Raw genomic sequence first — 16,529 nt, forward strand, 5'->3', positions numbered from 1 at the left:
TCCGGACCCGATCCGGACCCGATCCATGAGGCGCCGGTCGCGGACGCCCCACCACCCTCACCCGGGCCCTGCCGTGTCGTCATCGACGCGAAGGCCCAGCCCGTCGGCCACCGTGGTCAGGGCCGTTCCCAGCGGGAGAGCGACACGGGTGACGGCGTAGCGGTCCCCCCGGGTCGGGTCCAGGTTGACGATGAACACCGGAATTCCGTCCTGGGACGCCTGCCGGACGAAGCGCAGCCCGGACATCACCGTCAGTGAAGAACCCAGGACCAGCAGGGAAGCTGCGCCACGGACCAGTTCACGGCAACGCTCGACCCGCTGCGGGGGCACGGCTTCGCCGAAGAACACCACATCCGGTTTGAGGATGCCGCCGCAGACCGTGCAGGGCACCACGCGGAAGTCCCCGACCTGTTCGTCGGTGAGGTCGGCGTCACCGTCCGGGTTGATCGCGGCGGCCACGGGCGCGAAGCCCGCATTGGCCTCCTCCAGCCGTGTGGCGACTTCGCGGCGCGGGCTGAAGGCGCCGCAGGACAGGCAGACAACCCGCTCCAGGCTTCCGTGGAGTTCCACGACGCCCTGACTGCCCGCAGCATGGTGCAGGCCGTCGACGTTCTGGGTGATCACACCGGAGAGCAGCCCCTGTCGCCCGAACGCGGCCACGGCCCGGTGGCCGGCATTGGGGCGCGCACGGCCGAAGGTACGCCAGCCGAGGTGACTGCGCGCCCAGTACCGGCGCCGGGCCTGGGTACCGGCGATGAAGTCCTGGTAGGTCATCGGGGTGTGCCGGCTCAGGCTTCCACCCTCGCCGCGGTAGTCGGGGATACCCGACTCCGTGGAGATGCCCGCCCCGCTGAGCACCAGCACGTCACCTCGGCGCAGCGCGTCGGTGACCGGCTCCGGATCCGTGGTGCCCGGCGCCAGGTCCTCGGTAGGAGTCCAGCTGAGAGTAGGCCGCATACGCATGCCCCCAGAGTACGGAACAGGCCGCCCTGTACTCCGCCGGCGCTGCGGCGGCCGGTGGCGGGAGGCGGCGCACGAGGCCGTCATCAGCCCTTGAGGCTGCCTGCGCCTGCGCCTGCTCGGGAGAGGCAAGAAGATCTTCACCGGCGCGTTTCGTTTGCGGACGGCAGCTCCAGCTCTCCCCGGCCTCGCTCCCGGTGCTCGTACTGCCGGGCCACGGGCTCCGGACGGGCATCGCACCGGTCCGGGGCTTCCGCATGATCGAGGCGCCGTCTGCACGGCACTGTCCAGGGCCCGGTTCTCAGCCCGCCCTCCCGTGCGGGCATCGCAGGGAGGCTCCGCCTCGGCGGTACCGTGGCCAAGCGCATCAGCTCCATCCGCACCGAGCCGGGTCTGCCCCGGGGCAGGTGGCGACCACCGGCGGATGCCGGCCGGGCTGAGGTTCCTGGAAGGATGGCTGACCTCCAGGCGTTCACCGAAGGCCTGGCCAGGAGGCGAGAGCCTCGGTGTACGGGGTCAACGGAACCGGGTAACGTCTGGGTCATGTTCTTCCACACACCGATTTACCGGTGAGAGCGTGATGGGCCCCTGCTGACGTCCCTCGACGTCGCCGCAACCGTCCCCCACCGATGAATCCTTAGATCACTTCACATTATTTCGGGAGAACCCATGACCGTGAGCAAGAACATCAACAACCCCGTGGGTATGGGCGGCGGCCAGCGCAAGAGGCTGTCCCGTGCCGAACGGCAGAACAACGGTCCGCACCGCAACCTCGACCGCCAGGGTGCAGCAGACCAGAAGGCGGAGCTGGTGCGCAAGATGCGCGAGAAGGCAGGCACAGCTGAGGGCGCCGGGCAGACGGGCGACGACACCGCACAGAGCTGAGGCAGCGCTCCGCAGTGTGAGGTCGAGGAGACACCGAGTGACACCGGCCTCCCGGAGTGAGGTGTCGCCGCCAGGAGTCACCGGAGCAGGCGGCGGTCACTGGAGGCGCCCGGGGTGTCGTGGCGCCATACGCAGCCCCGGCGGAGGCTTCCTGCGAGGGCACCGCGGGCACCGTGCGACGCGACAGCGTTCCAACGGCTGCGCAGACGTCGAAGCCGTGCGACCCAACGATGGATTCCGAGCCCAGCACCGTGCCGAACGCCGCGGCGGGCCATAGTCGGCTTGGTGCTTCCGCCGGTCAGGGAGTCGATCAGCCCTGGTACGAAGCGGGCAAGGGGGCCGCTGCGGCGGATCCGTCGCCCCGGCGGCGGGTGGAAGAACGCCGTGGGCCCTGACCAGTACTGCTCGCGTCGGTGGAACCGGACATGAGCGGGGCCCGGGGCCCGATGGTCAGCAAGCTCGGCGGAGTCGGAAGCCGCGCTTCGCCGGCCGCTCTCCGACGTAGCTGAGCGACAGGTCGGCTGCCGTCAAGTCGGCACGCTGAAAGGGCAGTTGGTCCCACCGGCTTAGTGGTGTAGACCTTGCGTCCCGTTGTTGCTGCTGCCACCCTTGACCGCGCTCGGACATCCGGCCCGCGACAGGAGTGCCCGTATGCCCAACCGCGCCCCGCTTTCCCGTCGCCGGTTCCTCGGAGCCGCCGGTGTCCTCGGTGGGCCCGGTACCGCCAGGGCTGCCGGGAATGACGTCCTGCCCATCGGCTGGCAGAGACTGGGGTCGTATCCGGGCACCGATGCCGCCGGGAAGCGGGTGACGGCGATCCTTGCGGGGAGCTCCCGCCCGGAGGCGTGTGCTTACAGCTCGGTTTCCGAGCCTGAGTCCCAGCTGCTGACGAGGGCGCGGTCCAGGAGCGGGAGCAGGTGGTCCCAGTGGCGCCTGAGCCCCGCTGCGCTGAAGGCGTCGGTGTCGGACATGGTGAAGCCGTGGGCGGTGCCGGGATAGACCTCGGAGGTGTAGTCGACACCAGCAGCATCCAGGAGCTGGTTGAGCTTGCCGAGGGCCTCGGGCGTCATGTCGCTTTCGGCATGGCCGAGGTGGACCTGTGCGGTGAGCGCGGAAAGGAGGTCGGGCCCGACGGCGCCCACGGGGCCGTGGAATGCGGCGACGGCGGCCACCTGGGCGGGGCGGGCCGCAGCGGTGCGCATCGCCAGAAGGCCGCCTATGCAGTAGCCGGTCACCGCGACCGGTCCGGCTGCGACCTCGGGCCGGGCGGCGAGGAACTCCAGATAGGCGTCGGCATCGCTCAGGACGCGTTCGGCGGTGTGTGCCTCGATCAGAGGCATCAACTGGGCCATGATCCGGGGCCGTACCTCCTCCCCGATGTGTCCGGGAAGTTCGATCACCGGTGCCGGACCGTGTCGGTGGAAGACGTTGGGGACGAGCACGTAGTACCCGTGCCCGGCCAGTTCCTGGGCCAGTTCACGCAGTACGGGCCGAACGCCGAAGCCGTCCGCGTACATCAGCACCCCTGGGCGTCGCGTGCCGCGGTCGGGGAAGGCGGCGAACGCGTCGGCCTGACCGTCCGCGGTGGGAATCTGCAGCGTCTTGGTGGGCATGAATCCTCCTGTCGTGGTGATCGTGTCGAACCTTCGGTCTCCACACGACGGAGGCGGAGCCCGCGCAGGAGCGCGCGATCCTCCATCGAACAGCGGGCCCACACCGACCCGTACGGCACTCAGAGGAGCACCGGGTCACCAATCCGTGCGTGGCGCGATGCCGTCCCGGTAATCATCTTCGCAAGATACTCCACCGAACAACGCCGACGCCGGCACTCGGGCCCCATGCGGCATCAGCCGGACAACACCCGCTGGTCCGGGGGATACTTCGACGGGTGGGTCGGGGGGCGTTTCTCCGGAGTGGCTCCGGAGCCCGGGGGACGTGCCCGCGCGGGAGGGCGCATGACTGGTTGGTGGCGGAGGAAGCACACAGGCGGGAAGACGGTGCCGGAGGCCGCGGGGCCCGAGTCCCCGGCCGATCCGGTGTACGGGACCCTGCCGGGGGAGGTCGTCGGGCCTGGCGGGCCACGGGCGGTGACGCTGTCCGTGCTCGGCGACGGTGTGGTGCTGACCGCGGACGAGAGCACCGACGACCCCCGCACATATCGCTGGGCGGACGTCGCCCACATGTGGTGCGCCAACGATGTCGACGGCAGCCTCGTGCCGGACGGCACGGTGGTCACGCAGTGGATCCACCTGTGGCGGCTGGAGTTCACCGACGGCACGGTCGTCGCCCTGAGACTGGCAGACCCGCCCGTGGCCACACCCGAGTCCGTCTTCCGGTCCGGCAGGATCTCCCCTTCGGCTCCCTCCGCCATCGCGCCGCTTCTGGCCCGCATCGGCGATCCGGTGACCGAACTGCACCTGGTCAGGGCAAGGGCATCCCTCGCGGCCGGCGGCCAGGTGGAGTTCGGCCCGCTGACCGCCACCTCGGACGGGCTGCGCCACGACGGCCGGCAGATCCCCTGGCGCGACATCACCTCCTGCCGCTACAGCGTCATCATCGCCGACGAGGACGAGAGCGAGCTGGGCGCGATGCTCCGCATGGAGTACCGCGTCGAAGGCGGCGCGTACGGGATCCCGTTCGGCTGGCTGCGGTTGCCGGCACTGGAGGTACCGGACATGGGCGTCGTGGTGCGGCTCGCCGACGAGAACCGCACGTAGTCGACGGCGGGCTCGAACGGCAGGAACGGGCGGGAGGCACGTCCGGACTCCGACGGTGCTGAGACGCCCGACCGGGCACCGGTTCACCGGCCGGCGGAACGATCTCCGCCCCGAAGCCGGGCCATTGGCGGGGGCCGGAGTGGTTGGCGCCGGCTCGGTGCGGTGGGCAGCCGTCTGAGCTGGGCGGAAAGGCACCGCTCCGGGACGCGTCCGGTCCTCTAAAGGATGAACACTGGCCGGATATCCGTATGCCGTGGTCAGCGAGTCCGCACGCTGCTGCTGTGCACAAGACGACTAACGATCACGACAGGCGTCGGCGGACCGGGGACGTCCGTGTGGGGAAACAACGGCAAGGCCAGGACGCCCCTACGGACGCGGTGGACCCCGCAGTTGGCGGGCGCCGCCGCGCAGCGCTGAGCAAGCAGGCGCGGTACTGGTTCGACAACACGCTGGCAGGCGGGGCCGCCGCCCTCATCGGGTGGCTCGCCGTCGCGTGCCTGGTCATCGTCGTCCCGGCGAGCGCCGTGCTGGTGTGGACGGACGACAGGGCCCCCGACGACCGGTGGGCGAAGGCCGCAGCGGTGTGGCGGAGCGTCGGACAGACTCTCCGACTGGGTGGAGAAGCCGGTTCGCCCCTGCGCGTGGCCCTGTCCGTCCTCCTCGCCCTGGTCGCCCTCTTCTACGTGTCCACCCTCGTCAGCCTGATCACTGCCGCGATCACCGAGAAGCTCCTCGCGCTCAGACGCGGCCACTCCACCGTCCTGGAGGAGGGGCACACCGTTGTTCTCGGCTGGTCCGACCAGATCTTCACCGTCGTGGCCGAGATCGCGGAGGCCAACACCAACCAGGGACGGAGAGCCATCGTCGTCCTGGCCGACCGGGACAAGACGGATATGGAGGAGGAGTTGCGCACTGAGGCGGGTGATACGGGGGGCACCCGGATCATCTGCCGAAACGGACGCCCGACGGACCCGGTCGCACTCGAGCGGGTCAGCCCGGCCACGGCGGACGTCGTCCTCGTGCTACCGCGCGACGAACCCGACGAGGACGCGGAGATCGTCAAGAACCTGCTGTCCCTCCGGGCAGTGATCGATGACGACTGCCGCGCCCGAATCCTGGCCGTGGTGCGGGACAGCCGCTATCGGCTCGCCGCCACGCTCGCCGCAGGACCGGGAGCATTCGTCCTGGAGATCGACGACATCACCGCACGGCTCGTGGCGCAGTGCGCCCGGCAGCCCGGACTGTCGCTCGTCTACCAGGAGTTGCTCGACTTCGCCGGGGACGAGTTCTACGTCGTCGACGCACCGGCACAGGCCGGCCGCACCTACGGCGAGGCTCAGACGGCCTATGTGACATCGACTGTGGTCGGCATCGTAAGGGCGGACGGGGCGCTGCGGCTCCACCCGGCGCCCGACGCCCGGCTGTGCGCCGATGACCGGCTCGTCGTGATCGCGGAGGACGACGACACCACGGTGGAAGCCCACGAGCCCGCGGCCGTCGACACGTCGGTGATCGTGTCCCGGCCACCGACGGTGGTACGCCCCGAACGCATGCTCCTGCTGGGGTGGAACCGCCGTGCACGCCGCATCGTGCGTCACTTGTCCGACCACGTCGCTCCCGGTTCGGTCCTGCACGTGGTGGCGGACGGCGAGGAGCTCACCGCAGCGGAGGTAGGGGCCGCAGTGCCGCAGGCCTCCGCCGGTCTGACGGTCGAACTTCGCCGTGGAGACCCCGCGCTGCCGGAGACGGTGAACGCCTTGGACGTCGCCACGTACGACGGTGTCATCGTCCTCGGACCGGACCGTGGGACCTGTGGCGGTGCACCGGACGACCGCACACTCGTCACCCTGCTGCTCCTGCGCGATCTGGAACGCACGTCGGGGAGCCCGGTCGCCGTGGTCACCGAGATGACCGATGACCGCAACACGGCGATCGCGCCGGTCGGCCCCGGCGCCGACTTCATCGTCAGCGGCAAACTCGTGGGCCTCCTGATGTCCCAGATCTCACAGAACTGGCATCTCGCCGAACTGTTCGAGGAACTCCTCGCGCCCGGCGGCAACACGATCCAGCTCAGGCCGGCCGGCCATTACGTGAGGGCGGGGTGTACGGCGTCCTTCGCCACCGTCGTCGAGTCCGCTTCGCGCCGAGGGGAGTGCGCGATCGGTTACCGGAGCCGTGACCGTGCGACGACCGGCCCCGACTACGGAGTACGGGTCAATCCCCGCAAGACGGACGTCCGGCGCTGGAACGGGAACGACGATGTCATCGTGATCACCCGGCTCTGACCTCGTGCGGGCGGCCGGCGCGTTGGTTCGCGGCGGTCGCCCGACGTCGACAGTGCCGGGCGCCTGCGCGACACGGCGGCGGACGAGGCGGTCACAGACGAATGATGACCAGGGCGGTGTCGTCGGCGCTGCCCGTCGGCGGGAGGAGGTCGCCCAGGAGAGCATCGGCCAAGGCCTCCGGGTGAGCTCGTCCGTGGCGGACGAGGGCCCTGCCGAGACGGGCCAGGCCGACGTCGATGTCCTCGTGGCGGCGCTCGATCAGGCCATCGGTGTACAGGGCCAGGGTGGCACCCTCGGTGAACGGTGTCGTGGCCTCGGGCCTGGGGACGTGTTCGGGCCGGGCGCCGAGAGGCGGGTCGGTCGCCCGGTCGAGGAAGATCACGGTGCCGTCGGCGCGGAGCAGGGCGGGGGGCGGATGGCCCGCACTGCTGTAGGTGATGGTGTGCGTGGTCCAGTCGATGAAGGTCTTCACCACGGTGGTCGACTCGGCGCCGTCGACATGACGGGCGTACAGGCCGAGCGCCTCCAGGGCACGGGCCGGGCCGTCGGCGACACGGGCCGCTGCGCTCAGCGCGCTGCGCAGCTGTCCCATGACACACGCCGCCTTGAGGCCGTGGCCGACCACGTCGCCGACAGCCACCGCGATGCGGTCGCCAGGCAGGTCGACCAGGTCGTACCAGTCACCGCACACATTCAGGGTGCCGACGGCGGGCTGGTAGCGGACTGCTGCCCGATGGTGTCCGACCGGTGTGGGGGCAGGCAGCATCGCCTCCTGCAGGGCGATGGCGACCTCGCGGTCGCGTGCATGGGCCCTGCGCAGGCGTTCGTTGACATCCTGGAGCTCACGGGCGCGGGTGTAGAGCTCGGCTTCCAGTACGCGGGCACGGCTGCTGCTGCCGTGCCCGCCACGGGCGTGGATGAGTTCGGTTACTTCCTCCACCCGGTGCACGATCAGCAGCACGTTCCCGTCCGGGCCGAGCACGGGTGCGTTGACCGGGCTCCAGAAGTGCTGCACCCACTGGCCCGGCCGCTCGCGGTCCTCGATGTCGTAGCGCAGCAGAGCCATCGTGTCGCGCTCGCCGGTGGCGACGACGCGCAGCATCGACGCCTGGGTCTCCCGCATGCCGGCGGCTGCCGGATCATTGGGGTTCTCGGGGAAAACATCGAAGATGTACCGGCCCAGGAGCTGCTCACGAGTGCGCCCGGCCAGGCGGAGGAAGTCCTCATTCGCGTCGGCGTACACCAGGTCGGGGGTGAGTAGAGCCACTATGCCCGGGAGGGCGTGGAAGACCTCCGAGTAGTCGATCTGTGGTTCCCTCATGTACTGGCCGCCTCGGTGCCGACTGGTGCTGGGCAGTCTCACAATAGGACAGAACGGGATACTTGTTTGTCGGGCAGTGGCCGGTCTTATGGGTGATCTGTTCCGAGAGGTCCAGTGGTTCGAGCGTGGGCGCCGCTCACCCACGCTCCGGCGCCGTCATGGCGAGGGCCTGCCGTTCGTATCGATGAGCGAAGGCGGAATGATGTCGGCTCACACGGCTGAAGCCGAAACCCGTCCAGACGGAACCTGGCGGCGGCGTGCGTCCATGGTGCCGCCTCTGTGGTGCCGGGCACTCACCCGGTCGCCGGTGTGCGCGTCGAGCACGACCGCCGTTGCCCCGGACCGGCCCCCCCGCCACACAGGCAGCCAGGGGGACTCGGTTGGTCAGTAGAGGATGACCCGCCAGCGTTCGGCCCACAGCAGCCACTCGCCACCCGAACCGCGCACCTGGATGCGGTCGTCCTCCACGTGCCAAACGGTGCCGTAGAGCGTGGTGTCGTGGAGGTCGACCCTGACGATGTCGTAGACCTCCAGGTCGTCCTCGACCGGGCGCGTCCACGCTTTCGCACAGTGACCGCAGCGGTAGCAGATGACATCGCATCCCTCAACGGTCATCGGGACACCACGCTGCACCGCTTCGACCGAGCACCGAGGGCACCGGTCGGCTGTGTGCGGGCCTACTGATCGGGACATCGTCTGATCCTGCTGTACGGCAACGGGGTCCAGCAACCCCGGCAATCGCCAGTGGCGGTGCCCGCGCGGACGGGGCAGCGGCCCGCGAGGTGGGCGGACCGCTCCCGTGAACGGGGCCCGGGCCGGGCGGGGCGTCCCGGCCGGGGCAGTCCGCTTCTCCCCCCGACGTCAAGGACGGCGATGCGGGGCGGTACCCCGACAGGCGGACCACCACCCGGCTCGGTCCCGGTCAGTGAGAGGCCCCGCCGAGCCCGGCCATCGCGTTGAGCACGCGCTGGGTCCGGAGCGGATGGTAGAGCGTGTGCATGGGGTGGCCGACGCCGCGTAGGGAGTGGGCGACCGCTTCGGCGATGACGGGTGCCTGGGCGAAGCCGCCTGTGTTGTGCCCGGCCGTGACGACGAAGGCCCCGTTGACGGCAGCGCTCGTCTCGAAGATTCCGAGGTTCGAGGAGGTCCACGGGCGTACGCAGTGCTTCTGCGTCCGGCGCAGTCCGTCGCGGCCGCCGATCCTCTCGTAGGCTTCGGGGAACAGCACCTCGACCGTGTCCGCGACGGCGGCGTGAATGTCCTCGAGCTTCCGCTCGTCGATATTGCGCGGATGGCTACCCGTCCACCCGTAGCCGGAGCCGATCATCAGGACGCTCTCTCCGGACTCGTCACGACCGACGGTGATGTTCGCGTCCTCCGCCACATGACCGCGCCGCGCCACCTTCAGCGAGTTTTCGAGCGGGGGGACGCCGTTCGGGATCGTGGCCCAGCAACCGAGGACCCCTTGCACCTGTCGCAGAGACGGTATCTGACGGCGCAACGCGTCGTACTCGACACCGGGCGACACCACGTAGTGGTCGTAGACCAGCGGACCGTCAGCGGTCAGCACTCCGGTCACGGCGGATGTGTCGTCCCGCATGATCTCCTCGACCCGCAGGTCGAAGCGCATGCGTACCCCGTCTGCCTCCAGGTCGTCGAGCAGGCGGGCCATGAAGTCGTGCACGTTCACGGTGAAGCCCTCGACGACGATGCCGCCGGCGAAGGCGTGAGGGGCGGCCTGCGCGAGAGCCGGAAACCTCTCGCGTACCTCGTCGGACCCGTAGGAGGCGACGGTGGCCCCCACCGCGTTCTGCCGATGGCGGGCGGCCTCCAGGTGCGGCCCGTCCTGGTAGAGGCGCAGGATGTCGTGCCGCAGGTCCACGTCATCGAACAGGTGCGGGCGGGCGTGCAGCCACGCCTGCCACAGCTCCCCGCTCCGCCGGTTCAGCCCCAGGATGTCCCCGTTGTACGCCCTCGCCAGCCAGGGCCGGACGCGCTGGAAGTCCTGCACCCACTGTCGGTCCTCCTCGCCCTCGTAGCGGCGGACGTCCCAGCCGGACTGGGAGGGGGGACGGTCGAAGAGGGTCATGCAGTCGTCTTCGCCGGCCGACTTGGCGTGGTAGTCGTCCATTTCGGTGTAGGTGAACATGCGCGCGTTGCCACCGCCGCGTGAGGCGCCGTACGCGGACCAGGGTCTCCGGGCCCTGGGATCGGGAGCCGCGTCGACCATCGCGACGTCATAGCCTTCGGCATGCAGTAAGTGTGCGGTGACGAGGTTCACGACGCCGCCGCCCACCATGAGGACCGATGCCCTCCCTCGCGCGGCCCCCGGCGAGCGCGCCGTGACGTGGGACGGTTCGGTGACCTGTTCCCGGTCCTGCGCGAAGCGCTCGGCGACGCCGAGCGCTTCGAACAGGCTCGCGTCCTCGTCGACGCCGCCCTCGGAGTCGGGCTGCCGCGGGACGGTGTACATCGGAATGCTGAACGGAAGTACCGCCGAGGTCGGTCGCCCGTGCATGGTCGGGAGGCGCCTGAGTGTGCCGTGGGACTCCGTGAGCCGAACGACGGCGATCGGCTTCTCGGGCATTGCCTCGCGCCAGAGACGCAGAACCTCCCGGCCGATCGGGCGATCGGTGACGAGCACGTGCGGGCAGATCGCGCTCAGCGCACCCGCCAGCGTGCTGTCATCCGCGCCGTGCAGATCCGGACGGCATCGGATGCCGCTCCCGGCCACTGACTCTGCCGCGGAGGGGGAAACCGGGACGGTGACAAGAAAACGCACTACTTCTCCCCGTGTCGGTCGGACGAGCCGGCGGCCGCGCTCGGCATCTCGGTCAGGATCGTGTCCGAGAACCGTTCCCTGCGTACGACGAGCCTGGAGCGGCCGTCGCTGACGAAGACGACGGGCGGCTTGTCGAACCTGTTGTGCTGGTTGAACATCGAGTGGGTGTAGGCGCCCGTGCACTGAACGGCCAGCACCTCACCGGGTGGCAGGTCGGGGAGCCGCACACCGTCGAACAGTTTGTCCGTCTCGCAGTGGCGACCGAAGATCGTCACCTCGTGCAGTTCCACGTCCTTCAGCTCAGGATTCGACGGGAGCACGACGTTGTGCACGGACTGATACATGATCGGCCTCGGGTTGTCCGAGAGCCCGCCGTCCACGGCCACGAGCCGGCGTGTGCCGCTCCTCTTCGTCGGGCCGACGGTGTACAGGGTCACCCCGGCCTCGGCGATCACCGATCTGCCCGGCTCGACCCCGAACACCACGTTCGGGGCGCAGTAGGGTGCGACCTGGTCGCCGAACACGGACAGAAGGTCCCGTGCCCACTCCTCCGGTGAGGGCGGGGAGGAGACCCCGTCGTAGTCGACCCCCATCCCGCCTCCCGCGGTGATGCTCTCCGGCTTCCACGACGAGACGGCGGTGACCGCCCGTATGAACTCACCCAGTTCAGTCAGGGCCCGGCGGTGAAACTTCGTGTCCAGCACCTGAGCACCGAGATGGAAGTGCAGGCCGCGGAGCCGGAGGTTGGCCCGTCCGAGAACCTCCGCGACGGCGGCAGCCGCGTCACCGGTCCGGATCTGCAGTCCGAACTTCGACTCAAGGCTGCCCGTCGTGTACTTGGGATCCGTGTGGATGTCTATCCCGAGGTTCAGGCGGATGTCGACTGCCTGGACCTGGCCGCCCTCCCGGGCGTGACGATCTATGAGGCCGATCTCGTCCAAGCAGTCGATCACCAGGGACCGGACCCGACTGTCCACCGCGAGCTCGATGTCCTCCCGGGTCTTGTAGTTGCCGTGGAACGTGATCTTCGAGGGTGACGCGCCGGCCCACAGAGCGAGGCGCAGTTCGCCCGCCGACACGACGTCGAGGCTGAGGCCCTCCTCCGTGGCGAGGCGCACCATCTCGCCCACCAGGAACGCTTTGGACGCGTAGGCGATGTCCACACGAGCCCATTCCGAACGGAACGCCCGTACGTAGGAACGGCACCTGTCACGGACAGCCGACTCGTCGATCACGTAGACAGGTGTTCCGTAGGTCTCCGCCAGATCCAGCACATCGCATCCTCCGATCTCCAGATGCCCCTGATCGTTCACGGTTTGCGTACCGTACGTGTGCACTGTTTCCTCACATTGCTCTTCGCAGGGTTTTGCTTCCTCGGACGTCGCCCGCCCGGCCGCACCCACGGATCGGTTCGTTCACCGCCCCGTCGGGGCAGGAGCCCTGGGATTCAGTGGCGCGGGGGTGCATGGGTGTCACTCCGTCATTTCCTGAAGATTTCCTTCCGCGCAGTCGCATGGGTCACGGCCGAGATCAGGAGGGCGAATCCTGCAATGGCGAGCAGTGCCGCCGTGATACCGCTGATCAGTGCGAGCATTCCGGCGCTGATCGCGGATCCCAATCCGAACAGGGCGAACTGCGCCGAGAATCCCTGGGTGTGCAGGGAGGCCGGGATGCTGGCTTCAAGGCTTATCGATCGTTGCGTGTTGAAAGGGGTGATGAAGAACCCTGACACTCCGACCCACACCGCAACCGACAGCGCGCTGTCGCTGAACGCCAGGGCCACCACGGAGGTGAGCACGCCGACCAGTGTGAGAAGCGACTGGACGGTGATGTGCAGCGGAATCCGCCCCACTGCCTTCCCGTAGCAAAGCGTTCCGGCGATCCCGGTGCCGGCCAGAAGACTGACGAGGATGCCCGACCACGCGGGCGACGCACCGGTCTCCGGCAACAGGACGGGCAGGACCGAGACGATTCCCGTCACCGCCATGCCGACCGACACGGAGTCGATGAGGCCCGGCCACGCCGTGCGGTACGACCACAAGGATCCGGGCGCGGTCTCCGCAGCGTCCGGCAGCGTCTCGATCCTGCCCTTCCCGACCAGCGGGCCGAGGAACAACTGGACGCCGAGGAACGTGACGGCCATGGCCGCGACCTCCACCCACGGGAGGCCGAACAGGGTCAGGCCCGCGATGACGACCGGCCCCAGTATCCAGCCGGCTTCCGTCATGATCGAGTCCCATGAGAACGCCAGGTTCCGCAGACGCGGATCGGCGTACTTGACGAGGACCGAGCGCGACAGGCCGGGAATTCCGCCAGGCAATGCCGCACACAGAGCTGTGGTCACGGTGATCAGGACCAGAGAGAGGCGGAAGGTTCCGAAGGCGGCCAGGGCGACGTGGAGGACGAACGACGACGAAGTCATGATCATTACTAATCGGCGTGGGCGCGCGGCGCGGTCGATCAGTTTGCCGGAAGTGGTCGCCGTCAGTGCGCCGGTGAAGGCATACACACTGACCAGGAACGCTCCATAGGAATAGCCGCTGACAAAGGTTCCCAGGCTGATGAGGGCCAGCGTCGCCATGGGCTCGGTGATACGGGCGAAGCACGTGCCGAGCGCCCACCGCCACCACCAGGGTGTGGTGAACAGTTTTGGCTTCGAATCAGAACCGACCGTCAAAGAGGTCGCATGCATCAGAGTCCTGTCGCTTTCGGTCGTGTGGTCGGTGCGGATTCACATTCCAGGCGTGCGGCAGCGGCCCCGGCCCGGCTCGACCGCTTCTGTTCCGTGCGGGCTGAACTCCTACGCGGACCGCGAAGTCGTGGCTGAAGCGCCGATGGCCGTCCCCAGTGGACATCTCGTAGCGCTCGGTGAATCTCGCGCGCCGTTGCGGGAGCCGACGCCCTCTGTGCCCGGCAGGTGAGGCCGGGGAACGAACAGATCAACCACCTGGCCGCCGCAGACGTGCGACCACTCCGCCTCCGCCCCCCCCGGAGCCGGGTGCCTCCCCCTCCCGGCGCGCCCCGTCCTTCCTTCCCGGACGATGGCCGCCGCGCAGTGCACGTACCCCGTGTACGCACGTCGTTCCGACGACAAGCCTTCCAGGGGAAGGGGTGCCGCGCGTCCGTGGTTTCCCGGATACGTGCTACGTAAGTGCGGACGCAACACGCTTGAGTCGGCGAGCTCTGCGCCGCGGGCCCGGTACCTGTTGTCCGCGTCGGCCCGGACTGTGCGGGGCCGCCCGGCGTCGCGGGCTCCCGCAGGGGCTGGAGGTACGCCCGGAGGCAGTGACCGGGCGGTACCGGCAGCTCATCTCCGTCGTCAGGGGGCGCCGGCCGCGGCCCTCTCGCGCCGACGGCAGCACCTGGCTCGGCCAGGCACTACGAGCCGGCCTCCGACGCGCGGTGTGGACAGGGCGCCGCGCAACCCCCGTCGGCGGGTTGAGGGACGGGCTGTGCCGCTGGGTGACGGGCGTCGGCGGCCTGGAGGGCGGGGTCGGCGCACGACGTGCTGCGCCAGTAGGAGTCGCTGGAGCGTGCGTGTCCTGGAAAGTGCGCAGCGGTCTCATGCCGTGGCCGCGCCGGCGGCCGGAGGCAGCCGGGCACGGCTCATCAGCGTGCCTCCCCGGCGAAGTACGCCGTCGAGTCGCGCTGCCGATGGGCCCCGCGTCGTAGGGCGTCCCGGCCCGTCACGCGAGACGCGGCCGGCCGAGACCGTTACGCGGAGGAACGGGGGTGGTGCTCGTCGCGCCAGGCCCGAGGCGAAGTCCCGTATGCCTCTTTGAACACCGTGCTGAAGTGGGCCGCGTTCACGAACCCCCAGCGTCGCCCTATCGCCGCGATGGTCCGGAGTCGAGCGTTCGGACCGCCCAACTCGCGCCTGCATTCCGCCAAGCGGCGTGTACGGATCCAGTCGCCGAGGCTGATGCCCGACCGGGACAGCACAGCGTAGAGGTGACGTACGGAGATGTCGTGTGCGGCGGCTATCCGTGCCGCCGACAGATCGGGATCAGCCAGATGCCGTCGGATGTAATCAGTCACCCGCAGGGTGAGTGTCGCCTCCAGGGGCGCCCTGGCCAGGCTTGATGCGCCGTGCTGGGACGTCAGGACGGCGCGGAGGAGCTCGACACTGGGCTCCACGACTGCATCGGCGTGCACGTCCTGGTGCAGATCGTCGCTGACGGCCAGTTGGGAGAAGTAGGTGAAGGCGAGGCGTGCGACGGGGTTGTCGGATCCCAACGTGACTGTGGCGGTGTCTCGTAGCAACCGGTCGGGGAGCGCGAGTGCGGCGCGGGGGAAACGCAAGAAGTGATGGTCGACTCCCTCGTCGAAGAGAAGTGTGTAGGGAGCGATCGATTCGTACATGGCGAATTCCCCCGGCCTGAGGACGCACTCGCGACCGTTCTGCGCCACCAGGCTGGTGCCCGTCATCTGTACGCCGAGGAAAACGGCCGGTTCCTCGTCCTTCCGGGCCAGCTGCTCCGTCCGATGGACCGTCACCGCGGTCGCCCGAGCCGAACAGATCCTGAGGGGCCCGATGGTGCCGAGCCCTATACGAACGGAGATGTCCTCCGCCGGAGGACGGTGGTCGATATCGACCGCCACCACCGATTCCCACACCGCACCCCGGATCACTTCCTCCCGGTCCTGCGACGGTATGTGCGCCGTGTCCAGAACCGGGCTCATGAGGCAGCCCTTCGCAGGTGTCGCCCATAGAGCCGGCCTGACAGTACCCGGAGCCGTTCCCCCACAAGTCCCCCTCGATACGGATGGTCCCGACACCAGTCTGTCTGCATTCCCTCTCGCTGCGCAACGCCTTGGGCAGGCACGCGCAGAGCCGGCCCTCATCCGATGGGGTCTCCACGTTGAGCTGTGCACTACTGACAAAGTTTCCTGCAGGAATGGAAAGGTCCGAAACTCGCGATGGCCCTAAGGTCCATGAGTGAGGCCGTCACTCCGAGGTGGCAGTGCAGCTCTTGCCGATCGACGTGCGGAGCGGAAATGCTCACCAAAGGACCGCGTGCCGAAATGAAGAAGCCGGGGGAAACTCCCGTGCCGTTCCTTCCGCTGTTTTTCCGGCCCATCGAAGGGAAACTCATGATGTTCCGCACGACACGTATCCGCCTGGGTGCCGCTGCCCTCGCGGTGGCCCCCCTCGCCGCGGGCGCCGTGACCGTGAGCGCTTCACCTGCCGCTGCCGTCAGCATGCACGGCTGCGCGTACCCGCGTGTGTGTCTGTACGACGGCTCCTACCAGAACGGCAGCATCTTCAGCTGGTACCAGGACACCACCTACCAGTCCATCATCGGCGGAGGGGACCGGGTGGACGCGGTCGTCAACACCCGTAACGACGACTCCGTCTGGCTGATCGACCGGAAGGCATCCCCGGACGCCTACATCTGCATCCCGCGGAACACCGCCGTCAACCTCGGCAACTACGCTCACCCCAACGGCACCACCTGGGCGAACGACGCCGACGCCATCAAGATCTGGGGCGACCCCGACAACGGGAAGTGCAGCGGCACCTATCAGGTACAGCAGGGCCGTGTCGCCGACGGCTGGCGCCCCTGACACATGAGGTC

12 protein-coding genes are annotated in these 16,529 nt (G+C 69.0%); 4 read left to right on the forward strand and 8 right to left on the reverse strand.

The genetic code is table 11. The features are described from left to right. Positions 1 to 57: 57 nt before the first annotated feature. Positions 58 to 963: an NAD-dependent protein deacetylase gene (locus tag OG927_RS32620; RefSeq protein ID WP_124280145.1), complete on the reverse strand. Its 906-nt coding sequence runs from the start codon at positions 961 to 963 to the stop codon at positions 58 to 60. A 666-nt stretch (positions 964 to 1,629) separates the two neighbouring features. Here OG927_RS32620 and OG927_RS32625 point away from each other — a divergent pair. Beyond that, the gene (locus OG927_RS32625; protein ID WP_056788966.1) at positions 1,630 to 1,845 is read left to right on the forward strand and encodes a DUF6243 family protein; all 216 of its coding nucleotides are present in this window, start codon (positions 1,630 to 1,632) and stop codon (positions 1,843 to 1,845) included. An 851-nt stretch (positions 1,846 to 2,696) separates the two neighbouring features. Here OG927_RS32625 and OG927_RS32630 read toward each other — a convergent pair. Then, complete coding sequence (locus OG927_RS32630) at positions 2,697 to 3,458, reverse strand: dienelactone hydrolase family protein (protein WP_124280144.1); 762 nt, start codon at positions 3,456 to 3,458, stop codon at positions 2,697 to 2,699. 342 nt (positions 3,459 to 3,800) lie between these two features. On the opposite strand from OG927_RS32630, the gene OG927_RS32635 reads away from it, so the two are divergent. Further along, the gene (locus OG927_RS32635; protein WP_330321257.1) at positions 3,801 to 4,562 is read left to right on the forward strand and encodes a hypothetical protein; all 762 of its coding nucleotides are present in this window, start codon (positions 3,801 to 3,803) and stop codon (positions 4,560 to 4,562) included. Between the two features lie 377 nt (positions 4,563 to 4,939). Next, on the forward strand, positions 4,940 to 6,847 hold the full coding sequence (locus OG927_RS32640) for a CASTOR/POLLUX-related putative ion channel (protein ID WP_241191640.1): 1,908 nt from the start codon (positions 4,940 to 4,942) through the stop codon (positions 6,845 to 6,847). 91 nt (positions 6,848 to 6,938) lie between these two features. Here the strand turns inward: OG927_RS32640 and OG927_RS32645 are convergent, their stop codons facing one another. The 6 genes from OG927_RS32645 to OG927_RS32670 all read right to left on the reverse strand — a co-directional run bounded on the left by OG927_RS32645 (position 6,939) and on the right by OG927_RS32670 (position 15,633). Beyond that, positions 6,939 to 8,168 carry a PP2C family protein-serine/threonine phosphatase gene (locus tag OG927_RS32645; protein ID WP_124280141.1) on the reverse strand — a complete coding sequence of 410 codons (1,230 nt, stop codon included), beginning with the start codon at positions 8,166 to 8,168 and terminating at the stop codon, positions 6,939 to 6,941. A gap of 384 nt (positions 8,169 to 8,552) precedes the next feature. Then, positions 8,553 to 8,783 carry a hypothetical protein gene (locus OG927_RS32650; RefSeq protein ID WP_056788984.1) on the reverse strand — a complete coding sequence of 77 codons (231 nt, stop codon included), beginning with the start codon at positions 8,781 to 8,783 and terminating at the stop codon, positions 8,553 to 8,555. Positions 8,784 to 9,090: 307 nt separating this feature from the next. Next, a complete protein-coding gene (locus OG927_RS32655) occupies positions 9,091 to 10,641 on the reverse strand; it encodes an NAD(P)/FAD-dependent oxidoreductase (RefSeq protein ID WP_241191639.1) in 1,551 nt (516 codons plus the stop codon). Between the two features lie 308 nt (positions 10,642 to 10,949). After that, positions 10,950 to 12,263, reverse strand: coding sequence for a diaminopimelate decarboxylase (gene lysA / locus OG927_RS32660; RefSeq protein WP_330321258.1), 1,314 nt, complete (start codon positions 12,261 to 12,263; stop codon positions 10,950 to 10,952). Between the two features lie 167 nt (positions 12,264 to 12,430). Further along, positions 12,431 to 13,642, reverse strand: coding sequence for an MFS transporter (locus OG927_RS32665; protein ID WP_330321259.1), 1,212 nt, complete (start codon positions 13,640 to 13,642; stop codon positions 12,431 to 12,433). A 1,022-nt stretch (positions 13,643 to 14,664) separates the two neighbouring features. Beyond that, a complete protein-coding gene (locus OG927_RS32670) occupies positions 14,665 to 15,633 on the reverse strand; it encodes an AraC-like ligand-binding domain-containing protein (protein ID WP_079100689.1) in 969 nt (322 codons plus the stop codon). Between the two features lie 414 nt (positions 15,634 to 16,047). Between OG927_RS32670 and OG927_RS32675 the strand changes: the two genes are divergently transcribed. Next, positions 16,048 to 16,518, forward strand: coding sequence for a hypothetical protein (locus OG927_RS32675; protein WP_056789156.1), 471 nt, complete (start codon positions 16,048 to 16,050; stop codon positions 16,516 to 16,518). The last annotated feature ends 11 nt before the right edge of the window (positions 16,519 to 16,529 follow it).

The organism is Streptomyces clavifer, from assembly GCF_036345975.1.
GTDB lineage: Bacteria > Actinomycetota > Actinomycetes > Streptomycetales > Streptomycetaceae > Streptomyces > Streptomyces clavifer.